Source organism: Streptomyces sp. NPDC001070 (assembly GCF_053598835.1).
Genome location: NZ_JBSFLB010000049.1, coordinates 18,960 through 43,597 on the forward strand (window position 1 = coordinate 18,960; position 24,638 = coordinate 43,597).

Sequence of the window (24,638 nt, forward strand, 5' to 3'; positions counted from 1 at the left end):
CTCTCCCCCACCAGTGCGCAGCAGCCCCGCGCCATTCCACCCAAGCGCCGGCCGTCCACCACCAGGCCCGGCTCCCGCCCACCGGCCGGTCAGCACCACGAACCGCGTTGCGTCCATCACCCCCGGCGTGCCTGCAGGCGGGGGCAGGGCCGGCTCATCCCTTTGGCGGAGGGCGCAAGCCGCTCTCAAGGCTGAGGCCGCGCCGGGAGGCGGACCCCACCCTTGGAGGCAGACCGGGCGGCCACCGAAGGAAACGTTCAAGATTTGACATCTTCGAGCCCCGGCCGCCACCATCCTTTCACTAATCAATTAGTGAAAGGATGGTGGTCGCGGTGGTGGAGTACCGCATCGACCGGCGCACCGGCGTCGCCACCTACCTGCAGATCGTCCAGCAGACCAAGCGCGCCCTGCGCCTGGGGCTGCTGGAACCCGGCGACCAGCTCCCCACGGCCCGAGAGGTCGTGGAAGCGACCGCCATCAACCCGAACACGGTCCTGAAGGCGTACCGCGAACTGGAACGCGAGGGACTCGTCGAGGCCCGTCGTGGCGTGGGCACGTTCGTCCGCAAGGCGCTCGGCGCCGTGCCGGCGGACTCCCTGCTGCGCGCGGAGCTCGGCGGCTGGGCGGTACGAGCCCGCGCCTCGGGCCTGGACCGGGACGACGCGTGCGCGCTCTTCGTCGCCGTACTGGACAAGCACTTCGAGAACACCGAAAGGCAACAAGGATGACCGCTACCGTCATCGAGGCGGCCGGCCTCGGCAAGAGGTACGGCCGGCACGGCACGTGGGCGCTACGCGACTGCACGTTCCGGCTGCCCGCCGCGGGCGTGTGCGCCGTCGTGGGGCCGAACGGCGCCGGCAAGTCGACGCTGCTCTCCCTCGCGGCGGGGCTGGCGGCACCGACCGAGGGCACGCTCACGGTGTTCGGGGCACCCGCGGCATCCGTCCGGCCCCGGGTCGGGTTCGTGGCCCAGGACAAACCGCTGTACCCGCAGCTCACCGTCGCGGAAACACTCCTGCTGGGCGCCGACCTCAACCCCGGGCACTGGGACGCGCCCACCGCAGAGCGGATCGTGGCCGGCGGCGATCTCGATCCCAAGGCCCGCATCCGCTCCCTGTCCGGCGGCCAGCGCACCCGCGTCGCCCTCGCCCTCGGCCTGGCCAAGAAACCCGAACTGCTCCTGCTGGACGAGCCGATGGCCGACCTGGACCCGCTGGCTCGCCACGAGCTGATGGGAGCGCTGCTGGCCCAGGCAGCCGAGTACGGCACCACGATCGTGATGTCCTCGCACGTGGTCGCCGAACTCGACGGAGCTTGCGATCAGCTCCTGCTGGTCAGGGACGGCCGGATCCAGCTCGCCGGCGACATCGACGACCTGCTGAACACCTACGCCGTGGTCACCGGCCCCGCGGAGGCCAAGGACCGCCTGGCGGCGGACTCGGTGGTGGAGTCCCGCATCACCGGTCGCCAACTCACCGCCCTGGTACACACCGCCGACCACCCCCTGCCCCACGGCCTGCAGGCCGACCGGCCCTCCTTCGAGGAACTCGTCCTGGCCCACCTGCGCGCCCCGCAGACCCCCGCCCGCTCGACCACCACCCCGGCTAAGACCCAGAAAGCACTCTCGTGACCACCATCACCGTCCCCCACCGGCCCACCACTGCCCTCGGCCCGCTCCGCGCCCTGCTGCGCCTGCACCGCCCGGCGCTGTACATCTGGGTAGCCCTCGTCATTGCGTTGTCGGCGATGCTGCTGTGGCTGGGCGGACCGCTCACCGACGCGTCCGCGCAGGCTTGGCGCCAGTCCAACTGCGGCTCCTCACACTGCTCGTACGACCAAGGCGCAATCTTCCGGTACAAACACGTCTACCTGTACGCCACCTTCGCCCTCCTCACCCTCCCCGTCGTGGTCGCCGCCTGGGCCGGAGCAGCCCTGACCGCCCGTGACATGGAGAACGGCACCGCCAAGCTCGCCTGGACACAGGGCGTCTCACCGGCCCGCTGGCTCGCCGCGAAACTCACCGCACCGGCCGTGGCCGTCACTGCCGGGACCGGGCTGCTGGTCCTGCTCCACCACCTGATGTGGTCTGCGTCCCAGGGCCGTATCGACACCATCAAGGCCTGGTACGACACCCCGACCTTCTACACCAACGGCCCCGTCCTGGTGGCCCTCGCACTGCTCGCCCTCGCCGCCGGCGCCCTCGCCGGACTGGCCTGGCGACACTCCCTGGCCGCGCTCGCCACCGCCCCGCTCGCCGTGGCCCTGACATGGACCGCCCTCCACGCCGCCCTGCCGCGCCTGTGGCCCACCGTCACCAGCGTCAGCAACCTGGGCGACGGCAACGGCCTGCCAGGCGAAGGCATCACCGTCAGCGAAGGCTTCCTCACCTCCACCGGAGCCCGCCACCCACTCACCACCGACTGCGGCCCCTACGCCTACTTCCCCCAGTGCCGCACCGTCTACAACAAGCTCGATGCCACCGGCTTCTACCACGACTACCACCCCGCCACCCACTACTGGCCCCTGCAACTGACCGCGACCGCGATCCTCCTGGCCGCCACCGCCGTCCTGGCCCTGGCCGCTTTCCGGGTCCTGCGGGCCCGCACCCGCTAAACCGCATCCCGCACCGAACACAACCAGCCGGCAACCCACCACACCCGACCACACCAACAAACACCCCACTCGACACATCCCAGACCGCCCGCGACAAGGAAGGCCGAGTCCACGACGAGAAGGCCCCAGCAACTGCCAGCAGAGGCAGCACCCAGCGCAACCACAGCACCAAACCCACCTCGACACGCCGGCAGCGTGCCTCCATCGCAACGACCACCAGCACCCGGCCGCTGCACCGCAAACCCATCCGACCGGGGATAGGGCGCCGTGTCAGGTGCAGACGGTGGCGGCCGTGGGGAGCCGGCCGTGGAGCAGGTAGTCGTCGACGCAGGTGCTGCCCCGCTGATAGGCGGTGTGACCGTCGCCGTCCCAGGTGAGGAACCGGCCCGAGGAGAGCTGGTCGACCAGGGCCTGGGCCTGGTTGGTGGGGGTGGCGGTGTCGCGGAGGGTCCCGACGACGAGGGTGGGGGCGGCGCCGGGGGCGGTGATGTGGCGGGAGGACTGGGTCGGCCGGGCCGGCCAGCTGGCGCGCGTCGAGAGGTCCTCGTTGCAGAACGCGCCGAACTGAGGCGCGGCCCTCACGAACTCGGTGAGTGCCGCAAGTGCCTGGGCGGGTGTGGACCGCGGTTCGAGTGCAGAGATCAGGCAGTTGACCGCCGTCATGGACTGCTCGCCCGGGTCGGTGTCACCGTCGCTGCCGATGGGTTGCAGGAGCACCGCTCAGCAGCCAGGTCGCCGACCGGGGCGGCAGTCTGCTCCCGGCCCACGGCGCCGCCGCACCGAGGACGGTACTGAGCAGCAGCGGTAGGTACACGTCGATCCGCACGCGTCATTCCCCGGTGTCCGCGTGCAGCAGCCGCTCCAGGAGCTCCTCGTCGTCCGTGGGCAGCTCGGAAACGAAGCGGGCGAGGACCGCGGCCCGATCGCTGCCCTTCACCAGCAGCGCCCGCATGGCGGCCGCGGTGTGGGCCGCCTCGTCGCGTACCGGGGCGTAGAGGCGGGTGCGCCCGGCGCGTTCACGCGTGACCAGGCCCTTGTCGTGGAGCCGGGTGAGGATCGTCAGCATCGTGGTGTACGCAGGGTCGCCGTGCAGTCGCTCACGCACCGCACCGGGGCCACCGGTTCACCGGCCACCCACAAGGTGGCCAGCACCTCGCTCTCGAGCTCTCAGCGGGCACGCCAGCCTGCCGTCCCCGGACCGCTCGCGTCGCTGCTCACGCCCACCTCTCCGCTCGTACGCGCCGACCAACGGCCACCAAGCTACTACGAGACGTAAAGCAGGTGTCCGTCTCATGGCACGTATGCGACCCAGCCGGTGCCCGCGAGCCGGTGCCCGGTCCAGTCGCGGGCGTAGCGCGGCGGTTGCTGCCCGCGGCCGGTCAGAACGGCGGAGGGCTCCCGTACCATCCGGCGCAGCAGGGCGGGCAGGGTCGTGGAACGGTTGTTCCCGGACGTCTCGGCCGAGGCGCAGCCCCCGTAGTAGGCGACAGGCAGCGCGTGGGTACCGGTGACCAGGCACGGCGGCCGCAGGCCGAGTCGGCGCAGTCCGTCTGCGGCGCTGCGGTAGTGACCGGCCGTGGTGCGGGCGCGGGCGACGTTGTGGTGCAGCACCGTGAACTGGCCGGCCAGGTGCGCCACGAGGAGCGCGGCCATGACCCCCGTGGCGACGGCGCGTGCCCGCACGGTCGGCATGCGTGCCGCGAAGGTGAGCGCCGCCGCGGCGATCGGCAGGGAGAGCAGAGCGTAAGCGGGCAGCAGGAAGCGCGGAGCCGAGTAGTCGATCAGAAGGAGGTACGGGACCGCGAGCGCGGCCGCGCAGGCGACGGGCAGGAACGTCGTGGCGGGGCGCCCGGTCCGCAGCGCCGGCACGCAGGCGGCCGCGGCGAGGATCGGCAGGGCGAGCCACCACAGGGTGAGCACCGGGTGCGTCAGCGGCACGTCGCAGGGACGGCACAGCAGCGGGCCGTTCAGGCTGCGCAGGGCGTGGCCACCGGCCCAGTGGGCGCCCATGCCGCCTTCGGTGGCACTGGAGACGTGGAGCCGGGCGCCGATCCCGCCCCACCGGATGTACGCCTCGGCGATCCATTCGGCGCCGCCCACGGCGAGCCCCGCGAGGATCGCGAGCGCCATGACGGGGCGGCGCGGACCGCGCACCACAGCACAGGCCGCCAGCAGCGGCAGCGCGAGCCAGACACCGTCCGGGGTGCGGAACAAGGTGGCGGCGGCGATGGCGCCCGCCAGGCCCACGAGCACCCACCGCGGCGCATCCGGGGCCAGGCCGCGCAGGAACCAGCCCGCGGCGGCCACCGCTGCCAGCGCCACCCACAGGTTCGGCATCGCCTGCGGCCCGTAGAGGACGGTGACCCACAGGCCGCCGAACAGCAGCGCGGCCAGGGCGACAGGACCAGGTCCCACCAGCGGGCGCCACACGCGGAAGGCCGCGTACAGCGCTACGGCGGACAGCAGGGCCAGAGCGGTCCTGAGCACGGGCGTGGATTCCGTGACAGCGGCGAAGGGCGCGGTGAGCAGGCTGATCCCGCGCGAGCGCGGGGCGCTGAAGAAGGCGGCCGGATGGCGCGGGTTCAGCTGGGAGACATACACGGTCTCGTCCCAGCCGAGGCCCACGTGCGGGACCGCGAGGACGAGTTGGAGGAGTGCGTAGCCGGCTGCCACCGCCGCGAGCCGGGGGTCGGGACGGAATCTCGGGGGCTTCGCGGGTGGGTCGGGCAGGACAGTGGCGGTCTTCGTGGTCATGTCCTGCCCTCCCGTCCCGGCCGGCCTTCCCGTCCGGGCCGTTCTCCGGGGCGGGACGGCCGGGACGGGAGGAGCGGGGACGGCCGGCCGGGCCCCCTGAGTTCACCGAGGCGACGGGACATCCGGCGGGCGGTGCCGAGCAGCCGCGCCCGGCGCAGCGTCCTACGCAGCACCCCGCGCGTACGGCCTCCGGCGGCGGCGCGGAACCGCCGGCGGGCGCGTTCGCCGCGGGTGGCGTCAAGTTCGGCGAAGAGCATCTCGTAGCGGTGGGCAATGAACCCCGGGTCGAAGCGTGCGGAGTTCTCCATGGCCGCGGCAGCCATGCGGCGCCGGCCGGGCTCGTCCTCGATGAGCTCGTTCAGGGCGGCGCCGAGTGCGGTCACGTCCCGCACCGGTACGAGGCGGCCGTCGACCCCGTCGCGGATGATCTCGGCGGGACCGAGCGGACAGTCGGTGCTGACCACGGGCACGCCGCAGCGCATCGCCTCGACGATCGTCATGCCGAAGGACTCGGCGTCGGAGGAGACGGCGAGGATCGACGCCTTCGCGAACTCGGGCTCGATCGGCGAGCGCAGCCCCATCAGCCGAACGGCGTCCTCCAGTCCGAGCCGGGCGATGCGGTGTTCGAGGCGCTCGCGCTCGCCGCCGGCACCGTAGATGCGCAGGTGCCAGTCCGGGTGCTCGGCCGCCACAGCGGTGTACGCCTCGATGAGCAGGTCGTAGCGTTTGCCGGGCGCCAGCCGCCCGGCGGCCACGACGACCTTGGCAGTGCCCTCGGACGGCGGCCCGGGCGGCTCGGGAACGCTGTTCGGTACGGCGAGCACCCACACACCGGGCAGCGGCATCCGCCGGCGGTAGACGGCGGCGTCCGCCTCGGTCATGGTGACGAGTGCGTCCAGGCGCCGGTAGTGCGGGGCCAGGTCGGCGTTGAGCCGCTTGCCGTGGACGTCGTGGCTCAGGTGCTCCTGCGCGATGCGCAGCGCCCGGCGCGGACCGAAGCGGACGAGATAGACGTTGACCCCCGGCCGGGTGCCGATCAGGACGTCGGCGCCGGTGTGCCGCAGATACTCCTCCACGCGCACGTCGACCAGCTCGCTGTACTGGTGGTGCCGGTTGTCGGACCGGGGGAAGACCCGGGAGGGCCGGCCGTGCCGCGGGTCCCGCACGTCCGTGCCGTCCGGCCGGGTGTCCACCAGCGGGACCAGCCGTACCCGGGGATCGACAGCGAACCTCGGCTCCTCTCGGTGCCGCATCATCGAGACGATCTCGACATCGTGGCCCACCGCCAGGGCCGCGGCGAGATTCAGCGTGCTGCGGATGGTCCCGCCGACCCCGTAGACGTTGTGCAGCAGAAACGCGATCTTCATACGGACTCTCTCCGGCCGGGGTGTCCGGGAGGAACGCGGCTCCCCCGGCGTAGCCGACACCGTGGCCGAGGGAGGTAAGCGCCCCGCGTGACGAAGGTGAGAGGGAGGTAAGAGGCCCGGTCGGCGGCCCCCGGGCGGCTGGTCGGTCCCGCCGTCCATGCACACTGACCGGGTGAAGAACACCGTGCTTCTGGCCGAGGACGACCGAGCGATCCGCACGTCGCTCGCGCGTGCCCTGGAGTTGGAGGGCTACCGCGTAACGGCCGTTCCGGACGGGATCGAGGCGCTGGCCGCCGTGCACCGGGAGCGGCCCGATGTTGTCGTGCTCGACGTGATGATGCCCGGCGTCGACGGGCTCGCGGTGTGCCGTGTGCTGCGCGCGGAGGGCGACCGGACACCGGTGCTCATGCTCACCGCACGGGTGGAGACCGCAGACCGGGTCGCCGGGCTCGACGCCGGCGCGGACGACTACGTGGCCAAGCCCTTCGAGGTCGAGGAGGTCTTCGCTCGGCTGCGCGCCCTGCTGCGCCGGGCCGTCCCCGAGCTGGCTCCCGCCGAGGACGGCACGGTGGAGGCCGCGGACCTGCGCTTGGACCCCTCGGCACGGCGCGCATGGCGGGGACGGCAGGAGCTGGACCTCACCCGCACCGAGTTCGACCTGCTGGAGCTGCTGGCCCGCAACGCGGGCATCGTGCTGGACCACACCACGATCTACGAGCGGATCTGGGGCTACGACTTCGGCCCCGGCTCGAAGAACCTCACCGTCTACATCGGCTATCTGCGGCGCAAGGTGGACCTACCGGGCCGGCCGCACCTGATCCACACCGTCCGCGGCGTCGGCTACACCCTCCGGGAGGAGTGAGTTGCCCCAGTTGCCCCGACCCCCAGGCCTCCGCCGTACGCCGGCACCCGTCCTGCGCTTCAGCCTGCGCACCGCCTTCGCCGTGTCCTTCGCTGCCATGGCGGCGGCCGTGACAATGCTTGTGGGCTACCTCGGCTACGACGCGGCGGCCCGGCTGGTACGCGTCGACCAGCAGCAGGTCTTCTCGGACCAGGTGACCGACCTGCGCCACCAGGTCGATCACGAGCGGCTGTCCGCGGAGGACTACTTCGGCGCCGACCCCGACCACGACGGTCCGCGCGACGAACTGAACCGGCCCACCCGCACGGATGTCCAGGTCCTGGGCCCCGGCGGGGAGATCGCGGACAGGGGCAGCCCCGCCCTGCCGGTGTCCGCCGCCGATCGGGCCACTGCCAGCCGGGCCACGGCGGCGCTCACCGTGCGGTACGAGGCCGCAGTCGGCGAGGACCGCTACCGCATCGCCACCGTCGCGCTGGGCGGCGGCCGCGGTGCGGTCCAGATCGGCCAGCAGTTCAGCGACACCGAGGACCTCCTGCGCCATCTGCAGAAGCGCACGCTGCTGCTCGTGGTCGTGGTCCTGCTCGGCGCGGGAATGGTCGGCTGGTGGCTGGCGCACCGGATCACCGGCCGCCTGGTGCGGCTCACCGGGATCGCCGAGGACGTGGCGCGGACCGCGCGCCTGGACGTGCGGGTGCCCGTCGCCGGCCGGGACGAGGTGGGCCGGCTGGGCCGCGCCATCGACGACATGCTTGGGCGGCTCGCCCGCTCCGAGGAGGACCAGCGGCGCCTGGTCCAGGACGCGGGACACGAACTGCGGACCCCCCTCACCTCGCTCCGCACCAATGTCTCCCTGCTGCGCCGCTTCGACCGGCTGCCGCCGGAGGCGCGGGCGGAGCTGGTCGAGGACATGACCGCCGAGACCCGTGAACTAACCGACCTGGTCAACGAACTGGTCGAACTCGCGGCGGGGAACCGCGACCACGAAGAGCCGGTCGAGGTCGCGCTCGCCGACGTGGCGGCCAGGGCGGCCGAGATCGCCGGGCGCCGCACTGGCCGGGAGATCGTCGTACGCGCCGACGACACCGTCGTCCGAGGGCGGCCGGCCGCCCTGCAGCGGGCGGTGGGAAATCTGCTGGAGAACGCCGCCAAATTCGCCCCCGGCAGGGCGGAGCCGATCGAGACTGTGGTCGTCGGGCCCTGCGTCGAAGTGCGGGACCGGGGCCCCGGCGTGCCCGAGGCCGACCTGCCGCGGATCTTCGACCGCTTCCACCGCGCGGACGCGGCACGCAGCCTGCCCGGCTCCGGGCTCGGGCTGGCCATCGTCCGTGAGATCGCCGTCGCCCACGGCGGCACCGCCTTCGCCCGCAACCGGCCGGGCGGCGGCGCGGTCATCGGTTTCACCGTCGGTTGCGCGGCCAGGGACTGAAGGTGCGTGCGGCCGCGGGGTGCTCCCCCGCGGCCGCTCGCACGGTGGCCTGCGCTGTCAGCGACGGCCGTTGCCGCCGCCGAAGCCCTTGTCGAGACCGGCGCGGTGCGGCGCGTCGGCCATAACACCGCCGGGGCCGGAACGCTCGCCGCCGCGGGGCTGCCGGGGCGGGGTGCCGCCACAACGGTCGGGGCGCGGACCGCGCTCGGGGCGGCCGCCACCGCCGTTGCCCTTGGGCGCGCCCGCCTCGTCCTCCTGGTGGTCGCGTGAGAATGACATGGCCCTTCGTCATTCATGCCAGCAACGGGCCTGTCCAACGAACGGCTCTGTCTCACATCCGGTAGTAACGCAACGCGAGGCTGGGTGCGCAGAGTAAAAAGTGCTGGTCGGTTGACATATTGCATGGGCCAACGCGTCTCGGATGGCCCCGCGTGAGAGATAGATTCACGCTCTGCGACCGCGCTTCAAACTGCGGGAAAGGCTCCCGGAACCAGATTCAGCGGATATGACGCTCCGTTACCACCGGATGTGAGACAGATCCCAACGAACGGTGTAACTCAGGTGGGGGCCTTGCCCCAAGGCCCCTCGGCGGACTCCACCATTGTCCGAGCGCCCCAGCACGCTGCCGGTGCCCGCACCGATCCGCCGCCGGCGCCCGCGTCAAAGGGGGCCGAACAGGCAGAACACCAGGACGAGACCGCGTGGCAGAGCCTGCACGCCCGCGTGGTGGAGGTGGTGCAGGAAGTGAGGGCGAACCGCTCGCGGGGCGGGTTCACCAGCAAGCTCCACCTGAGCGCGGACGGCCGCTGCCGCCCGTTGTCCCTGCTCATCACGCCGCGCCAGCGGGCGGACTGCACCCAGTTCAAGGCGGTGCTGGACATGATCCGCGTCCCCAAGATCGGTCCGGGCAGGCCGCGCAAGAAGCCGGACAGTGTCGCGGCGGACAAGGCCTACAGTAACGGCCCTATTCGGGATTACCTGCGGCGCCGTGGCATCCGGCACACGATCCCGGAAAAGACCGACAGCCAGGCCGCCCGCCTACGTAAGGGCTCACACGGCGGACGACCACCCGGCTTCGACGAAGAGCGATACAAGCAACGCAACACCATCGAACGGGCGATCAACCGACTCAAGCAACACCGGGCCGTGGCCACCAGATACGACAAGCGCGGCTACGTCTTCCTGGGCACGGCCACCCCAGCAGCCCTCGTCATCTGGCTCCGACATGATCGACCGGACAAGTCCTAGGCGTTCGGTTCCTCATGTGTTGAGCGCGCCTGCGGCAAGTAGTCCGAACAGCAGAACGCCGACGACGACGCGGTAGATCACGAACGCGTTGAAGGAGTGCTTGGCGACGAACTTCAGCAGCCAGGCGATGGAAGCATAGGCGACGACGAAGGAGACGGCGGTGCCCACGACGAGGGGGGCGAGGCCGACCCCGGCGCTGGTTGCGTCCTTCAGTTCGTACAGGCCGGCGCCGGTCAGCGCGGAGATGCCGAGGAAGAAGGAGAGCCGGGTGGCGGCGACCCGGTCCAAGTCGAGGATGAGCGCGGTCGACATCGTCGCGCCGGAGCGGGAGAAGCCGGGGAAGAGCAGGGCGAGGATCTGCGAGGAGCCGACGAGCATGGCGTCCTTGAGCGTGGTGTCGTCCTCGCCGCGCTTGTGGCGGCCCATCTGGTCGGCGGCCCACATCACGGCGCTGCCGACGATCAGCGAACCGGCGACCACCCACAGCGAAGCGAGCGGTCCTTCGATGAGCCGCTTGGCCGCCAGGCCGACGACGACGACCGGGATGGTCGCGTAGATCACCCACCAGGCGAACTTGTAGTCGTGGTGGTACCGCTCCTCGCGGTTGACGATGCCGCGGCCCCAGGCGGAGACGATCCGCACGATGTCCTTGAAGAAGTAGACGAGCACCGCCGCTATCGCCCCGACCTGGATCACCGCGGTGAAGCCCACGACGGAGGTGTCGTCGACGGGGATGCCCATCAGCCCTTCGGTGATCTTCAGATGGCCAGTGGAGGAGATGGGAAGGAATTCCGTGACTCCTTCGACCACTCCCAGGACTGCGGCCTGGCCGACGCTGATGGCGCTCATGGGGGTCCGTTTCTGTGATCGCCGGGTGGTCGCGCCGGCTGCGGGCAGTGTGGCGGGGTCGGTCCACCAGGTGACCGCGGCCGGGGTCAGTGGCGGGAAGCAGCTGGCGGTACCGCCGCCTCCCGTGAAGGTCGTGATGGGCTATGTGATCTTCACGCCGGGCGTCGTGCCGGCTCCGTGTCGGCTCGGGTGCGGCGCGAGCGGAGTACCTCCAGGGCCAGCGGCAGCAGGGAGAGGACGACGATCACGCCGACCACGGGAAGCAGGTAGTGGTCGACGTTGGGGATGGTGGACCCGAGGGCGTAGCCGCCGAGCACCAGCCCGACGGTCCAGGCCAGTCCGCCGGCGATCTGCCACAGGGCGAACGTCCTGGCCGGTACGCGGACGATGCCGGCCAGCGGATTGAGCACGGTTCGCACGACGGGGATGAAGCGTGCGAAGACGATCGCCTTGCCGTGGCCGTAGCGGGCGAGCAGGTCCTCCGCCCGGGCCACGCCTTCGACAAGGTGCCGGTTGCGGGCCCGGCCCAGCAGGGTGCGGCCGGCGCGGCGGCCGATCAGGTAGCCGGCCTGCGCTCCCAGGAGTGCCCCGGCCGCTGCCGCGATCAGCACCCGGGGCAGCGACAGGTGGATGCCGCCGGCCCCTGTGGTGCACAGCAGTCCGGCGGTGAACAGCAGGGAGTCGCCGGGCAGGAAGAACCCGATCAGCAGCCCGGTCTCGGCGAACAGCACCAGGAAGACACCCGCCGTGCCGAACGCGGTCAGCAGCGACGTGGCGTCCAGCGGATTGAGGGCGAGGGGCACCGGCAAGCCTTTCCTGCCGTACGCGGGCCAGGGGCTGGACCACCTGGCAGGGGCGCATGGCACACTCGGGAGGCGACGCTTTACACCGCCGTAGAAGTTTTACACGACCGTAGAACACGAGAGGGGGGACCGGCAAACCCCATGAGCACCCCGATGGAAGGCCGCGGCCCCAAGCGGGCCAACGGTGAACGCGAGGCCGAGATCCTCAGCCTGCTGCAGCAGGCCGACGGCGCGCTGACCCCGGGCGAGGTCGCCGAACGTCTCGGAGGCGAGCTCGCCTACAGCAGCGTGGTGACGATCCTCACCCGCATGCACACCAAGAACTTCCTCACCCGCACCCAGCGCGGCCGGGCCTACGCCTACGCTCCCGTGACCGACGAGCCCGGCTTCGCCGCCCGTCGCATGCGCTCCGTCCTGGAGGAGCGGCCTGACCGGGAGGCCGTGCTCGCCCGGTTCGCCGACGGCCTGTCGTCCGCAGACGCGGAACTGCTGCGCCAGTTGCTCGGCCCGGACCAGAATCCGTAGAGGGGCGCCTGCATGCGCATCGCCGTCTACCTCCCGCTGCTGCTGTCGCTGCTGGCCCCGCTCGGGACACGGCCTCTGTCGGATCGCTGCGATCCGCGCCTGGCCACGTGGCTGCTCACCGCCGTCTGTGTGGTCCTCGGCGCGGCCGGCACGATTTCACTGGGCCTGCTGGCCATCACCGGCCTGATCCGCATCCCTGAGCTGGCCTCCCTCGGCCACTGGTCGGCCGGGGCAGCGCAGCGGAACGACCCTGCGGAGGTGTCCGTGGCGCTGATCGCCGGCCTGCTCCTGGGCGCGGCGATCCTCACGGCCGCCCGCATGCTCTGGCGTCGCGCCCGCTCACTGGCGGCCGCCGCGCTGGAGGCGGCGTGCATGCCCGGGGACGACGGCCTGGTCGTGGTCGACGACGAGATCCCCGACGCCTTCGCGGTCCCCGGCCTGCCCGGCCGTGTGGTGGTCTCCACCGGCATGCTCCGCACTCTGGACGCCTCCGAGCGTGACATCCTGCTCGCCCACGAACGAGCCCACCTGACCGGCCACCACTACGCCTTCGTCGCACTCGCCCAGCTCGGCGCCGCCGCCAACCCGTTCCTGCGCCCGCTCGCCACCGCCGTGACCTACACCATCGAACGCTGGGCCGACGAGAACGCCGTCGCCCGCACAGGCGACCGCAAGCGGGTGGCCCACGCGGTCGGCAGGGCGGCTCTCGCCGCCCACCGCGCTCCCGCCCGGCCCGCATGGACCTCCCTGGGCATCCTCGGCCTCGGTTCCTCCCCGCTCACCAAAGCCGGCCCCGTACCCCGCCGGGTCGCCGCCCTCCTCGCACCACCGCTTCGCCACCACCCCGCCCTCGCCGCCGCCACCGCCGCACTCCTGGCAGCGGCGGCTATGTCCACCGTCGATGCCGTAACCGACCTTCACCTCCTGCTGGAAGCCGTCGGGGCCTGACGGGCACGTCACGGCCCGCACGCAGCGGCCGGCGGCCCCCAGAGCCGGGCAGCCCTCCGGCGAGAGGCGGCGCCAAGGGGGCTGCCCGGCCGTCCCGGTGAGCCGCTACACCGTCCGGGCAGACCCCCCGCCCTGCGCTCCGGTGCTGCGGCGTTCGTGAAGGTACGCGTAGCCCATGAACAGGAACAGGTTCTTGATCGCGTACGTTCCTGCGGTCTCGCCGATGCCGGCGGGGGGTCGGGCAAGGGTTTGCGGTTTCTCCATCTCTGTCCCTCCTGAGATGCCGTCGCGGATTGGAGAACGGCTGTCACGGAGGGGTCGTAGATGGACTGTGATGCTCGCCGCCCGCACTGCCCTCCGGCACGCGGGCACGCATCCCGCGACGGGTTCAGGTCACTATCGGGCCGGGTTTCCCGCGCAACGCGCGCACAGACGACCGACGGCCTGCGTACGCAAGACCCCTTGCCTCAGACACACAGAGCATGGCTGGCGACCTTGCCGGACTAGCGGGCACTCGTTGACGGCGCCCTACAGCGTAGGTCTACAGGATTGTAGACGAAGAGCTGTAGCTTAAGCCTGAATACGGCAAGGCGACGGCAGGGCACGCCGGAGCGCCGGGACGGGGGGCCCAGGAGACCACCGCCCGGGGCCTACCTACACGCCGCGACCGGCACCAGCGCCGCCTGATCCGGTCCCGGCCGGCACTTCTGCGGTCGCGCTGGACAGCAGCGCAATCCAGCCCGATGTCACGACAGCCTGCCGGGGTCCTCCCCTTGGTGGGGCAGGAGCAGCGTGAAAGTCGTCGGGTGGTCGCGCGGGTCAAGGTGAGCCGGCCGTCCGCGGCAGCAGCCAGCTCTCTGGCAAGCGCCAGGCCGATGCCGCTGCCGCGGCCTGTGGTGGTACCGCGGGAGAACAGGTCGTGGGGATCGAGCGTGAGAGTGCCCTCGTCTTCCACGTCCAAGGCGACCACTCCCCCAGTTCCGGCACGGTCACTCGCACCGTGCCGTGTCCGTGCCGGTGGGCGTTGTCCAGCAGAATGTCCAGGATCTGATCACTGGTACGGCCGGGAACGCCAAGCCGGGCGGTTCCGGATTCCGGTGCGATGGTCAGACGGCGCCCGTCTTGGGCCAGCGGACCATGCCACCGGCGTTCCGCCTGCTCAAGGACCTCGCCGACACAGCGGACCGCGGGGCCGCCCGGAGCGGACGCTTCGCTCCTGGCCAACTGGAGAACTTCGTCGATGGTGTGCTGAAGGTATCGCGACTGTGCCAGGGCCTCGCGCGTCGCGGCCCGCAGGTCCGCTTCCGCAGTGGACAGCGCCGTCTCCGGTCCCAGTTGCAGCCCGGTAAGCGCGGTGCGCAATTGGTGGGAGGCGTTGGCGGCGAACTCCCGTTCGTGGCGGAGCAGACCGCCGAGGCGTTCGACCATGTCGTTGTGCGTCGCTCCCACCTGATCAATCTCAGCGATTCCCGATGGTGTCGCCCCGGCGGTGAGGTCGCCGTCGGTCACTTGCGCGACCGTGGCGGCCAGTGCCTCCAGTGGTCTGGTCAGTGCCCGGGCCTGGTGCCGGGCGACGAGCAGGGCCACGCCCACTGCGGACAAGGCAACGGCGGCCAGTGCCAGGCACGCCAGCAGGATCCGCTGCCAGACCTCACCGGTGTCCGCGGAAGTCCGGACCACTCCGAAAAACGCTGTCTGCGCCCCAAGGAGTTCGAAGTCCTGGCGCTGCTGGCCCGGCATGCTGGGGCAGCCTTGTCACGGGAGACGCTGATGGCGCAGGTATGGGACGGGAACTGGTTCGGTCCCACGAAGACCCTCGATGTCACCATCGCCTCGTTGCGTCGTCGGCTGAGCGAGAGTGCCGCTGTCCTCCAGGCAGGGATCAACCTGCCGGAAATCACCACCTTGCGGGGGCACGGATACCGGCTTGAGGTCTCCTTCCCCCTGGGTCGTGAACCGGGGCGGCCTGCCGATGACGAGTGACACCCGGGCCGACGGCCACGAGTGTGCTGCGGCGGCGGTTTCAGGGCCGCCGGTTGATGTTCCTGGAGCCACACCCTGCTGCCGACCGCCTCAACCGACGATGTCCGGTGCGGGCCCGCCCTGCTACCAGGCGCAACGTCTCGAGTAGCCGGGTCAGCTGTGGTGCGGAGGCGTCGTTGGTTGCGCGTTGGCGGCCAGTGATCGATGCACGGGCTGCCTGAACGGCGCTCCCGGCTGGCAGACTCCTCGATCATCCTCCTCCCAGGGGATGGAGTCCGGCGATGTGCGCGACGGTGTCGTGCGCCGTCGAGCGGGCCCGGCTCGGTGTGTCTCTTCCCGCTGGGCCCTCGCCAGCGGACGGCCTGTCAGTAGAAGTCGTCCAGGTGGCGTGACGAACCCCGGTCCGCCCCGGTTGCCGCGAACTGCACGCAAAACACCAGCAGTCCGACGGTCAGTGCCCCACCGAAGGTGACAGCCGCAAACCGGCCGGGCGAGTCGACGGCCCCGGCTAGCCCGACTCCCCGCCAGACACTCTCCCGCAGCACTGCTGCGGCAGGCAGTCCGAGAGCCGCTACGATCACGGCCATCCGGCCGGCCCTCCGGAGCCCCGTGGCCGGGGGACGGTTGCGCGGGCTGGGATGCGCGATGTGCAGAACGGTGTTGCAGATCGCACCCAGAGCGAAGAAACCGCCGGTCCCGATGGCTGTGCCGGTCAGGAAGAGCAGGGGGCTCGCCCAGTCCTCACCCACCGCCTGCATGGTGGTGATGGCGAGACCGGTGAACAAGGCCAGGCCCGCGAGTACAGCCGTCACGTGCCGCCGGACGAGGCCAATCAGGCCGGGCGGGCACAGTGAGGGCAGGTCGTCGAGCCAGTCGTTTTGATCGTCTGGTGCGGTGGCCGCGGGGAGCAGGCGCAGGGCTCGCTGCACGGCGGCCAAACTGGCCGCGGTCAGGCAGGTCTGGGCGGCCAGGGCGCCGATCAGCCAGCCGGTCGTCCCTGTCCAGGCGTGGCGGTCTGCACGCACGGCGACGGCGAGCCAGTCCGTGAGGGCCGTCGCGGCGATCATCACCAGGGCGGTGAAGGCGGCACGCAGAAGCTGGCGCCGGCGGGACAGTTGTCCGCGGGAGTCGCGCCAGCGCAGTGCGCGCACTGCCACGAGCCCGGCCATGAAGGGCACCAGGAACGCAGTGAAGGACACCACGCCGTCGTAGGGGTCGTTCTGCCAGGGACTTGTGGCGCGGATGCCCTTGTCCTGGGTGGTGACCACAGCGAAGGCCGTGAAGGCCATCGCGCACACCCCCGCGGTCAGCAGCGCTGCGGCTGTGGCGCGCCGTCCTCGCTTCTTGCCGGCGTTGGTGATGTGGGGGTCGTCGGGTGTCATGTGGTTCCTCCACTCGTCTTCGGCCTCCTAAAACTACTACGCCGGACGATATAACGAGCCACGTAGTATCGTGTAGTGAAGCGGCGACGCCAATGTGAGGAGCGGGCCCGGTCATGGCATCCGAGAACGACCCCGCGGTACTGGTGCTGACGAGCCTTGCCGAGGGGCCCAAGCACGGGTACGCGATCACCCAGGACATCGCCGACGCGGTCGGGGTCACGCTCGGCCCCGGCACCTTGTACGGCGTCCTGTCCCGGTTGGAGGACGAGGAACTGATCGCGCCTTTGCCCGCCGAAGGCCGCCGCCGGCCGTACCGCATCACTGCGGCCGGGCAGGCGGCGCTGGCCGAACAGGCCCAGCGCATGCGGCAGGTCGCCGAACTGGGCCTGCGACGCCTGGGTGCGGCCGGAGTACACCTGTGACCTCCCGCCGCCGCACCCTTCACACGGTGGTGCTGCTGTACCCACCGGCATGGCGGGCCCGGTACGGCCCGGAGTTCCGCGCGCTCCTGGACGACATGCGCATCGGCCCACGCCAGTTGCTGGACATCGCCATCGGCGCAGTAGCCGCGTGGGCCCGGCCCGCGCGCCGCCTTCACGACCGGCCCGCCCGCCTGCGGACCACGGTGACGGTGGTCCTGTATGCATGGAGCGTGCTGGCAGCGGGTGGGGTGCTGTTCGCCAAGATCACGCATGACGGAGCCTGGAGCGCCGGCGTTACGGCCGGCTCCGAGGCGGCTCGCTGGTACGACGGCTTCGTCCTGGCCGGCGGCGCCTCGGCGGTGACGCTGGCGCTCGGCATGCTTCCCCTGCTCATGGCGGTCCCGGCCGCGGCTCACGCCGCGGGGCGCCTGCGCGGCAGCCTGACCATGCTCGCCTGGCCGCTGGTGGCCCCGCCCGCTTTCCTGGGCACTGCGGCAGCGGCCTCCGCCATGGTCGGCCCTCGTCCAGGGCGTGCTCTTGGGGCCATCGCGTTTCTGGCGCTGGCGGCACTGGGTGTGGCTACTGCCCTGGCGTGCGCTGCGGGCCCGGCAGTCGCTTTGGCACGCGCGCGTCCGCAAGGAACGTCTCTGAAAATCGCGGTCGTGGCGGGTGCCGGTGCCGTCGTGCTGATGGCTGCGGCAACCGGCGCGGCCCTGGCCAGCGAACTGCTCTGGCCGGGCCATGGGGCGACGGTTCCGTTGACGCTCTACGCCGCCGTCACCACTGCGGTCGTCACGATCGCGGCGATCTCCTGTCGGCGCGGGCTGGCGATCCTGCGCTCCGCACCGTGAGACGGGGCCGCCAAGACCGCAGTCCACCAAGTGCGGCAGGCACGCACGAAGCCCGCAGTACCTCGTCACGACGTCCTTCAGTAGGCACCCCACTGACCCACGCCGGCCAAGAGGCGGCGGCAGGGGGATCCGATGTAGCCGAGCCTTGGAAGTTCACCTGGAACTGCGGAAATCTCGCCGATGTGGAAAGCGACGACATCAGCAGGCGGGTTCCGAACCGGTGTCGAACTGCGCGATCTTCTCCTCCACCGCAGGATCCCGCGTCAGAGTCCCCGGAAGCGTCGTCTTTACCGAGATACCCAGTTCTCAACAGCAGCGTTGTAGCGGTCGGTGATCTGCCCTTCTCTCGTGATGGACCGCTCCATGTTGACCTGCTTGAGCGACATCCATGCCATCAAGGCCACTGCCGGGGTGGCCAAGTTGACGTGGCTGCTGGGCTACCGCTCGGCCTGGACACGCTCGGCACCTGGTTCGGCCTCCTCACCGGCCTTGCCACCACCACCGTGCTCCTGCTGCGCCGCTACAACCACCCCCTCAGCCGGCACCGAAGCACGCACCCGCTCCCCGCCGCCGTCTGAACCCGGCGGACCACCGCGATCCGCCACGCGGAGGGGTGCCCGTGAGACCCGGGGGCACTGAAAATCACTCTCGTGCCGCAGTTTCCCAGGAAGTCGCCCTCAAGCTGACGCCGCGATCAGGTATCCAGCGGCCTCAGGCATTGGCACAGAGCACGGAGCGGCGTTCAGCGTTTGATGCGTCCGCGAATGGCGAGGGCGCCCAGGGCCAGAAGGGTGGGTTCTAGAAGGCGGGATGCCATTTCGACGTAGGTGCCAGCGATCGTGAGGTTCTGGCCGGTCGAGCGGAAGATGACGGAGTTGACGGCGACACGGGTGGCTTTCTCGGCGCGTGCCCAACTCATGCGTTGTCGCAGGCCACCATCGAGAGTGGGATCGGGCGTGGCGGTGTTGAGGGCGATCTTGCTGCCGTGAACCGTTCCTGTGGTGGCAGGGTCGGGATCGTGGCTGGGCAGGCCGAAGCCCATGAGGAGCAGCACGGTCAAGGACATCGCGGCGAGCAGCCATGTGAAGGCACGGGACGAGCGCAGGCCATAGCCGGAGAGGAGCCAGTAGCCCCAGAGCAGCCGGCGTTCTCCGGATGGGGTGCTGGTCCGGTCGTTTCGGCGCATTTCCATCTCGCCGTAGTAGAAGTCGGCGGCGCCGGGTTCGTTCTTGCCGTCCTCGAAGGCTTTGCGCAGCTGGCGGTAGAGGGCAGCGACATCCTCAGGGTCGGGGGTGAGTTGAGGATCGGGATGATGTGGACCGGGGCGCCACTGGCGCGCACCAGGTGGGAGGAGAGTTGACTGGCCGGCAGTCTGTGCGCGCCAGTGGTGTTCCTCGGCGAGCGTACGCCTGCGGGTCCAGCGTATTGGCCACATGCCTCGACGGTGCCAGCCGGTGGGAGCGGGGGCGAAACCACAGCGGCCCTCCAGGCGGAGTTGGTCGAGGTGGAAGGCGCCGGAAAAGAGACAGTCGGTGAGGTCGGTGTCGGTCAGAACCAGGTTCGCGGCGTCCGCCCCCTGTATGGAGCTCAGCCGCACGCCAACAGAGCGGCCGGCCAAGAGATCCTCGTCCACCGCGTCTCTGGTGGTGGTGAAGGGAGTGGGGTGGGCGGTGACCGCTATGGGAGACGCCAGTACAGCGTGGCTGAGGTCCGCGGTGGCATAGCGCAGGCGCACGGTCGCGGTCGACTCCCACCGTGTCCTCACGCACCGCACCTCGGGGGCAGCGATCTCCAGCGTCACAGGAACCTCGAACACGGCACCTGACAGTTCAATCTTGTTGCTGGACACCATGGGACCGAAACTCGATGCTGCCACGAAGCGCGCGTCGTTGAACCAGGCAGCGTCGGAGAAATACGCGCCATCGAACTCGGCAGCACCAGAAAACTGCACCCCGCCGAACTCGGCAGAACCGAACCGTGTCCCGCCGAACCCTGCGTCACCAGCGAAATGCACACCGCGGAACCTGACGCGGTCGGAAAACTGCGCCCCGTCGAATCTGGCCGCGTCGGGGAACTGCACTCTGACGAACCAGGTCTCTCCAGAGAACTGTGCACCTGGGAACCAGGCACTGCCGAACTTCGCCTCGTCAAACCTGGCGGTGTCGCCGAACCGCGTTCTGGTGAACCAAGCGCTGTCGAACTGCGCCCCCAAGAACCAGGCAGCGTCGGAGAACTGCGCCTCGTCAAATGTGGCGATGTCGCCGAACCGCGTCCCAATAAAATAGGCAGCACCCGCGAACCGCGCCCGGTTGAACCGGACAGTGCCGGAGAACCGCGCCGGCCCGAATCTGGCCTCTTCGGAGAACTGCGCCCCGTCGAACCGGGCGGTGCCAAGGTGAGGATTCCCGGTGGCTGGATCTCGAAGGGCGTTGAGGAGAGAGGACAGGAGTGAATCTGAGAAGGGGGTGCCGCGGTGATCGATGTCCGTGCCCGGGACCAGGCCGGCGAAGTAGGCGTTGCGGTCGGTGTCGGACAGGTGGGCCAGGCACGCGGCGTGCCCGGGGACGTGGATGCCACGGCAGCCGATGGGGTCGGCGAGGGGGGTCGCGTTGTGTCCGCAGTGCGGCCAGGAAGGTGTCAGAGGTACGGGAGGCTCGGCTGGGCTCATTCTGTAAGAAGGCTCCGGTCGTTCACTCGTGATGGGACGGGAAGCGCTGTGCCGGTCTCAACCGGCCGAGCTTACTGCCCCGCGCGTGAGCGGCGCGAAGCGGTTCCGTCATGTCCCTCATTGTCGGTCAGCAGTCGCTGCAGCATCCGCTCGTCTTCGCTGGACAATTCTGAGACGAAGCGGGCGAGTACGGCTTCCCGGCCCGGTCCCGCGTCGAGCAGGGTGCGCATGCGCTGTGCCGTGTGGGAGGCCTCCCCGACGACTTCACACCTGTACCGGCCCTCGAGAGGACCCAGCCGTGACCGCCTCCCGACTCCTGCGCGCCGCCACGCTCATGGCGCTGCCCGCTCTCGCGGCCGCCCATGCGGCGCCCGTCGTCTCCACCTTCGGGCCGCTGCGCAACCGCGTCATGCCCCGCCTGTCCGGGCAGGGCCGCAGCGACCACGTGGCCCTGACCTTCGAGGACGGCCCCGACCCGCTGTCCACGCCGTTCTTCCTTCGTCTGCTCGCCGCCCGCCGGGGGCGCGCCACGTTCTTCGTCCTGGGCACGCAGGCATGCCGCTCCCCCGGTCTGGTCCGCGACATCGCCCTGGCCGGGCACGAGATCGCCGTCCACGGGTGGCAGCACCGCCCACTGCTGCTGCGCGGCCCCCGGGCCACCCACGACGACCTGGCCCGCGCCCGCGACCTTGTCGCCGACCTCACCGGCCGGCAGCCCCGGCTGTTCCGGCCCCCGTACGGTGTGATGACCACTGCCGCGCATCTGGCCACGCGCCGTCTTGGGCTCACCCCGGTGCTGTGGACCTGCTGGGGCGAGGACTGGAGGGCGCGCGCCACCCCGCAGTCCGTACACCGCACGGTCACCGCCGATCTGCGCGGGGGCGGAACGATCCTTCTCCATGACTCCGACTGCACCTCCGCCCCCGGCGCATGGCGCTCCGCCCTCGGCGCTCTGGCCCGCATCCTCGATACCTGTCAGGAGCGTGGCCTCACGGTCGGCGCGCTGCGTGATCACCGGAGCGGGGGCGGGCAGATGGTTGACCCGCTTGACCCGGGGCCTGAAGGGCCCGGGCCAAGCGGGTAGGGCACGGCTGGCTGTCGCGCGGCATCCCGCGTCTGGTCACATACGGAGTGGTGACCGGGACGCGTGACTCACCTCGCGGGAGATGTTGCGGGAAGCGTCGAGATCTGCGTGCGCGACGACGCCGCATCACCTGCACTGGAACCGGGCCTGCGAAGCCCCCCTGACCGGAGTCTCCGGCGCCGGTAAGACCACCCTGCTGCGGGCCTTGATCGGCCGTCTTCCCGACGGAGCGGCCGTCAGCGCCGGCACCGTGACCGGCGCTCCGCGAGATGGCCCAGCCCTTGGCCCGGGCGCCGCTCCACCGCTGCCAACCGGTGGGCCGTCGCTGTCCCGTACCTGCCCGCTACACGCGCGCGGCGGCCGGTTCCGGTGCGGCGGCGGGCTCGTGCACGGGCTGGACGTCCGCCTTGGTCACCGCCAGGTAGGCAACCATCAGCACGATCAGGGCGAGCAGGGCCGAAGTTACCGGCCCGTCGCCGAGGCCGAGACCTCCGACGGAGCGGGGCTTTGCCAGGCCGTCGGCGATCGACGCGCCGAGCGGACGGGTGATCACGTAGGCGGTCCAGAAGCAGAACACCGGATTCCAGCGCAGCCATCGGTAGCCCACCGTAGGAACGAGGATCAGCACTGCGAACACGGCCGCGGAGGTGAAGTAGCCCAGGTGCAGAGTGAAGGCGGTGAAGTCGCCCAGCGCGGTGCCCATGGCGAAGGTGACGACCACTGTCGCCCAGTAGAACGCCTCTCGGCGCGGGGAGTCGATGCTGTGGATCGACAGAGTGCCCTCGGCGCGACGCCACAGCCAGAACACGGCCAGCAGCAGCACCGCGTACAGAACGCTGGAGAAGGTGTAGGGCACGCCGAGGGCCACGTGCATCACGTCGGCTGCCATCGTCCCGAAGATGCCGACCATGGCGACGGCGAACCAGTACGTCCATGCCCGGTATCGGGCCTGGCGGAACTGGACTACGAGCGCGACGAGAAAGGCGGCGAATCCGAGCACCACCGCGAGCTGCGGCGCCATGGCCTGGACGAGATAGTCCGAGGCCCCCTCCCCCAGCGCCGTCGACAATCCCTTGACGATCCAGAAGGCGGTGATGATTCCGGGAACGCGAACGGCGCCTCGGAGTACGCCTGCGGTAGCGCTGCCCGAACGGGCATGACGAGTAATCGAAGTCACCGGGCGACCCTACGGATCCCGCAGCGTGTTTGTCTACACGCCTGTAGAAGGTCTAGCCTTGCGCAAACGCGAGGGGCGCCCCTCCGCACCGTCACCCGTTGCACGTGAGGGGTTACATGACGACCACAACGGCGTCCGACAGTCTTCGGACGCCCTCTCGAGAAATGCTGAACAAGGTTCCCGAAGTCACGGTCTGGTTTTGGGTCATCAAAATCTTGTGCACCACGGTTGGCGAAAGCTTTGCCGACTGGATCAACATGAGCCTCGGTGTCGGTCTGATCAACACCGCATTGATCTTCACCGTCGTTCTGGCCGGCGTCTTGGGCTGGCAGCTCAGTACCAAACGCTACATCCCGCTCGTGTACTGGCTCACCGTGGTGGTGGTGAGCGTGACCGGCACCCTTTACACCGACATCCTCACCGACAGCCAAGGCGTTCCCCTCGCGGTGAGTACCAGCGTGTTCGCCGGCGTTCTGGCTGTTGTCTTCGGGATTTGGTACGCCCGCGAGCGGACCCTTTCGGTCCACAGCATCGTCACCCGCCCCCGTGAGCTCTTCTACTGGCTCGCGGTCCTGGTCACCTTCGCCCTCGGCACTGCGACCGGGGACTGGACCCTGGACCTGACCGGTTGGACGGCGGGCGTTTCCGTGCTCCTTCCTCTCGGGTTGATCATCGCGATCGTCGTCGCGTGGCGCCTGGGCGCCAACGCGGTGCTCTCCTTCTGGCTGGCCTACATCCTCACCCGTCCGCTCGGCGCCAACCTCGGTGACTGGCTCGGCTCGCCCAGCGGCGATGGGGGACTGGGCCTCGGCACCGCGGCAACCAGCGTGATCTTCCTCATTGCGATCCTTGCCACGGTCCTCTACCTCACGCGCAGCCGCAGCGATGTCATCGAGACCCTTGACCCGACCCGCACTCCACGGGCCGTGAACCCGGTGCGTGAGCGGATCATGCTCGGTTACTTCGCCGTCGTGGCAGTCGCGACCGCGGCGCTTCTGGTCTGGGCGCACCAGCAGCCCCACGCGGCGGCGGCCGGCGAAGAAGACACCCCCGCACCCGTGACCGCCCATCTCAGCCCGGACCAGGCGACGTCGTCGTTTCCTCCGGCCGACATCGCGAAGTTCCGCACGATCGCCACGGACACCCTGGCGAAGCTCGACTCGGGCGATCAGGCAGCCGCGACCGCCCGGGTGACCGACCTCGAGACCGCGTGGGACGACGACCAGCCCTCCCTCGAGCCCGAGGACGGGCAGGCCTGGCACTTCCTCGACGGCGAAATCGACCAGGTCCTGACCACGCTGCGAACTCCGAACCCGGACAAGGCCTCCGAAGTCAAGGTACTCGAAACGCTTCTCACCTCGCTTGGCTGACCAGGTACGATGACCGACTGCCCCGACGCTGGGGCAGTCAGCATCAACACCGTTGCGTCTGGCAGGTCGTTGGTGCGTCAGGCCCGGTGGCCGGCTCCCGAGGCTCGCGGCGGCCTCTCAGCCGCGAGGCTTGTCCCCCTGCTCGGTGGCAGGGGGACAAGCCTCGCGTGCCAGGAACAGGACGCTGGTGACCACGGTGCCGATGCCCAGTCCGCCGTCGCCCGTCGGCTGCGACAGGTAGTCGCCGATCGACGCGCCCAGGGGCCGGGTCAGCACGTACGCGATCCAGAAGCTCCACACCGCGTT

Annotated in this window: 27 protein-coding genes and 1 pseudogene; 14 read left to right on the forward strand and 14 right to left on the reverse strand. The window is 70.5% G+C overall.

Translation table 11 applies throughout. The annotated features are described in order from the left end of the window. The first annotated feature begins 332 nt into the window (after nucleotides 1–332). The 3 genes from ACWDAS_RS37925 to ACWDAS_RS37935 are packed head-to-tail and all read left to right on the forward strand — an operon-like array spanning nucleotide 333 to nucleotide 2,613. On the forward strand, nucleotides 333–728 hold the full coding sequence (locus ACWDAS_RS37925) for a GntR family transcriptional regulator (RefSeq protein WP_450400142.1): 396 nt from the start codon (nucleotides 333–335) through the stop codon (nucleotides 726–728). Then, nucleotides 725–1,630 (forward strand): ABC transporter ATP-binding protein, encoded by a 906-nt coding sequence (locus ACWDAS_RS37930; protein WP_450400081.1) that lies wholly within the window; start codon nucleotides 725–727, stop codon nucleotides 1,628–1,630. The genes ACWDAS_RS37925 and ACWDAS_RS37930 overlap by 4 nt, the downstream gene beginning before the upstream one ends. Further along, nucleotides 1,627–2,613, forward strand: coding sequence for an ABC transporter permease (locus ACWDAS_RS37935; protein ID WP_450400084.1), 987 nt, complete (start codon nucleotides 1,627–1,629; stop codon nucleotides 2,611–2,613). The genes ACWDAS_RS37930 and ACWDAS_RS37935 overlap by 4 nt, the downstream gene beginning before the upstream one ends. A 270-nt stretch (nucleotides 2,614–2,883) precedes the next feature. Here ACWDAS_RS37935 and ACWDAS_RS37940 read toward each other — a convergent pair whose 3' ends face one another. The 4 genes from ACWDAS_RS37940 to ACWDAS_RS37955 all read right to left on the reverse strand — a co-directional run bounded on the left by ACWDAS_RS37940 (nucleotide 2,884) and on the right by ACWDAS_RS37955 (nucleotide 6,734). Beyond that, entirely contained in the window at nucleotides 2,884–3,330 is a 447-nt protein-coding gene (locus ACWDAS_RS37940; protein ID WP_450400086.1) for an alpha/beta hydrolase, read from the reverse strand. A gap of 112 nt (nucleotides 3,331–3,442) precedes the next feature. Continuing rightward, on the reverse strand, nucleotides 3,443–3,718 hold the full coding sequence (locus tag ACWDAS_RS37945) for a BlaI/MecI/CopY family transcriptional regulator (protein ID WP_450400088.1): 276 nt from the start codon (nucleotides 3,716–3,718) through the stop codon (nucleotides 3,443–3,445). Between the two features lie 185 nt (nucleotides 3,719–3,903). Beyond that, nucleotides 3,904–5,367 (reverse strand): hypothetical protein, encoded by a 1,464-nt coding sequence (locus ACWDAS_RS37950; RefSeq protein WP_450400091.1) that lies wholly within the window; start codon nucleotides 5,365–5,367, stop codon nucleotides 3,904–3,906. Continuing rightward, on the reverse strand, nucleotides 5,364–6,734 hold the full coding sequence (locus tag ACWDAS_RS37955) for a glycosyltransferase family 4 protein (RefSeq protein ID WP_450400093.1): 1,371 nt from the start codon (nucleotides 6,732–6,734) through the stop codon (nucleotides 5,364–5,366). Before ACWDAS_RS37955 ends, ACWDAS_RS37950 begins: the two co-directional genes overlap by 4 nt. Before the next feature lie 172 nt (nucleotides 6,735–6,906). On the opposite strand from ACWDAS_RS37955, the gene ACWDAS_RS37960 reads away from it, so the two are divergent. Then, nucleotides 6,907–7,596 carry a response regulator transcription factor gene (locus ACWDAS_RS37960; protein ID WP_450400095.1) on the forward strand — a complete coding sequence of 230 codons (690 nt, stop codon included), beginning with the start codon at nucleotides 6,907–6,909 and terminating at the stop codon, nucleotides 7,594–7,596. A 115-nt stretch (nucleotides 7,597–7,711) separates the two neighbouring features. Further along, entirely contained in the window at nucleotides 7,712–9,022 is a 1,311-nt protein-coding gene (locus tag ACWDAS_RS37965) for a sensor histidine kinase (RefSeq protein ID WP_450400144.1), read from the forward strand. 57 nt (nucleotides 9,023–9,079) lie between these two features. Here ACWDAS_RS37965 and ACWDAS_RS37970 read toward each other — a convergent pair whose 3' ends face one another. Beyond that, complete coding sequence (locus tag ACWDAS_RS37970) at nucleotides 9,080–9,301, reverse strand: hypothetical protein (protein WP_450400097.1); 222 nt, start codon at nucleotides 9,299–9,301, stop codon at nucleotides 9,080–9,082. Between the two features lie 282 nt (nucleotides 9,302–9,583). Between ACWDAS_RS37970 and ACWDAS_RS37975 the strand changes: the two genes are divergently transcribed. Next, complete coding sequence (locus ACWDAS_RS37975; RefSeq protein WP_450400099.1) at nucleotides 9,584–10,270, forward strand: IS5 family transposase; 687 nt, start codon at nucleotides 9,584–9,586, stop codon at nucleotides 10,268–10,270. Between the two features lie 12 nt (nucleotides 10,271–10,282). Here the strand turns inward: ACWDAS_RS37975 and ACWDAS_RS37980 are convergent, their stop codons facing one another. Continuing rightward, a complete protein-coding gene (locus tag ACWDAS_RS37980) occupies nucleotides 10,283–11,119 on the reverse strand; it encodes an undecaprenyl-diphosphate phosphatase (RefSeq protein ID WP_450400102.1) in 837 nt (278 codons plus the stop codon). Between the two features lie 152 nt (nucleotides 11,120–11,271). Further along, entirely contained in the window at nucleotides 11,272–11,928 is a 657-nt protein-coding gene (locus ACWDAS_RS37985; protein ID WP_450400105.1) for a DedA family protein, read from the reverse strand. A gap of 135 nt (nucleotides 11,929–12,063) precedes the next feature. On the opposite strand from ACWDAS_RS37985, the gene ACWDAS_RS37990 reads away from it, so the two are divergent. Both ACWDAS_RS37990 and ACWDAS_RS37995 read left to right on the forward strand, forming a co-directional pair. Then, nucleotides 12,064–12,447, forward strand: a complete 384-nt coding sequence (locus tag ACWDAS_RS37990; protein ID WP_450400107.1) for a BlaI/MecI/CopY family transcriptional regulator — start codon at nucleotides 12,064–12,066, stop codon at nucleotides 12,445–12,447. Between the two features lie 12 nt (nucleotides 12,448–12,459). Then, nucleotides 12,460–13,395: a M56 family metallopeptidase gene (locus ACWDAS_RS37995; RefSeq protein WP_450400108.1), complete on the forward strand. Its 936-nt coding sequence runs from the start codon at nucleotides 12,460–12,462 to the stop codon at nucleotides 13,393–13,395. Nucleotides 13,396–13,500: 105 nt separating this feature from the next. On the opposite strand, the gene ACWDAS_RS38000 is transcribed toward ACWDAS_RS37995, so the two are convergent. Next, a complete protein-coding gene (locus ACWDAS_RS38000) occupies nucleotides 13,501–13,659 on the reverse strand; it encodes a hypothetical protein (RefSeq protein ID WP_450400111.1) in 159 nt (52 codons plus the stop codon). A 555-nt stretch (nucleotides 13,660–14,214) separates the two neighbouring features. Further along, nucleotides 14,215–15,135, reverse strand: coding sequence for a sensor histidine kinase (locus ACWDAS_RS38005; protein ID WP_450400113.1), 921 nt, complete (start codon nucleotides 15,133–15,135; stop codon nucleotides 14,215–14,217). Between the two features lie 12 nt (nucleotides 15,136–15,147). Between ACWDAS_RS38005 and ACWDAS_RS38010 the strand changes: the two genes are divergently transcribed. Then, nucleotides 15,148–15,378, forward strand: coding sequence for a winged helix-turn-helix domain-containing protein (locus ACWDAS_RS38010; RefSeq protein WP_450400116.1), 231 nt, complete (start codon nucleotides 15,148–15,150; stop codon nucleotides 15,376–15,378). Between the two features lie 365 nt (nucleotides 15,379–15,743). On the opposite strand, the gene ACWDAS_RS38015 is transcribed toward ACWDAS_RS38010, so the two are convergent. Beyond that, entirely contained in the window at nucleotides 15,744–16,760 is a 1,017-nt protein-coding gene (locus tag ACWDAS_RS38015; protein WP_450400118.1) for a hypothetical protein, read from the reverse strand. A 113-nt stretch (nucleotides 16,761–16,873) separates the two neighbouring features. Here ACWDAS_RS38015 and ACWDAS_RS38020 point away from each other — a divergent pair, with 113 nt between their 5' ends. The 3 genes from ACWDAS_RS38020 to ACWDAS_RS38030 all read left to right on the forward strand — a co-directional run bounded on the left by ACWDAS_RS38020 (nucleotide 16,874) and on the right by ACWDAS_RS38030 (nucleotide 18,611). Beyond that, nucleotides 16,874–17,182, forward strand: a complete 309-nt coding sequence (locus ACWDAS_RS38020; protein ID WP_450400120.1) for a PadR family transcriptional regulator — start codon at nucleotides 16,874–16,876, stop codon at nucleotides 17,180–17,182. A 26-nt stretch (nucleotides 17,183–17,208) separates the two neighbouring features. After that, a complete protein-coding gene (locus ACWDAS_RS38025) occupies nucleotides 17,209–18,033 on the forward strand; it encodes a hypothetical protein (protein ID WP_450400122.1) in 825 nt (274 codons plus the stop codon). 425 nt (nucleotides 18,034–18,458) lie between these two features. Next, a complete protein-coding gene (locus ACWDAS_RS38030; RefSeq protein WP_450400123.1) occupies nucleotides 18,459–18,611 on the forward strand; it encodes a hypothetical protein in 153 nt (50 codons plus the stop codon). Nucleotides 18,612–18,775: 164 nt separating this feature from the next. Here ACWDAS_RS38030 and ACWDAS_RS38035 read toward each other — a convergent pair whose 3' ends face one another. Both ACWDAS_RS38035 and ACWDAS_RS38040 read right to left on the reverse strand, forming a co-directional pair. Next, a complete protein-coding gene (locus ACWDAS_RS38035) occupies nucleotides 18,776–20,701 on the reverse strand; it encodes a pentapeptide repeat-containing protein (RefSeq protein ID WP_450400126.1) in 1,926 nt (641 codons plus the stop codon). Between the two features lie 71 nt (nucleotides 20,702–20,772). Beyond that, on the reverse strand, nucleotides 20,773–20,931 hold the full coding sequence (locus ACWDAS_RS38040) for a hypothetical protein (RefSeq protein WP_450400129.1): 159 nt from the start codon (nucleotides 20,929–20,931) through the stop codon (nucleotides 20,773–20,775). A gap of 68 nt (nucleotides 20,932–20,999) precedes the next feature. Between ACWDAS_RS38040 and ACWDAS_RS38045 the strand changes: the two genes are divergently transcribed. Continuing rightward, nucleotides 21,000–21,785 carry a polysaccharide deacetylase family protein gene (locus tag ACWDAS_RS38045; protein ID WP_450400132.1) on the forward strand — a complete coding sequence of 262 codons (786 nt, stop codon included), beginning with the start codon at nucleotides 21,000–21,002 and terminating at the stop codon, nucleotides 21,783–21,785. Between the two features lie 343 nt (nucleotides 21,786–22,128). On the opposite strand, the gene ACWDAS_RS38050 is transcribed toward ACWDAS_RS38045, so the two are convergent. Then, nucleotides 22,129–22,962, reverse strand: a complete 834-nt coding sequence (locus ACWDAS_RS38050; RefSeq protein WP_450400135.1) for a COG4705 family protein — start codon at nucleotides 22,960–22,962, stop codon at nucleotides 22,129–22,131. A gap of 164 nt (nucleotides 22,963–23,126) precedes the next feature. Between ACWDAS_RS38050 and ACWDAS_RS38055 the strand changes: the two genes are divergently transcribed. Beyond that, a complete protein-coding gene (locus tag ACWDAS_RS38055) occupies nucleotides 23,127–24,332 on the forward strand; it encodes a COG4705 family protein (RefSeq protein WP_450400138.1) in 1,206 nt (401 codons plus the stop codon). 117 nt (nucleotides 24,333–24,449) lie between these two features. Here ACWDAS_RS38055 and ACWDAS_RS38060 read toward each other — a convergent pair. Then, nucleotides 24,450–24,638 (reverse strand): annotated as a pseudogene (locus tag ACWDAS_RS38060) (hypothetical protein); the annotation flags it as partial.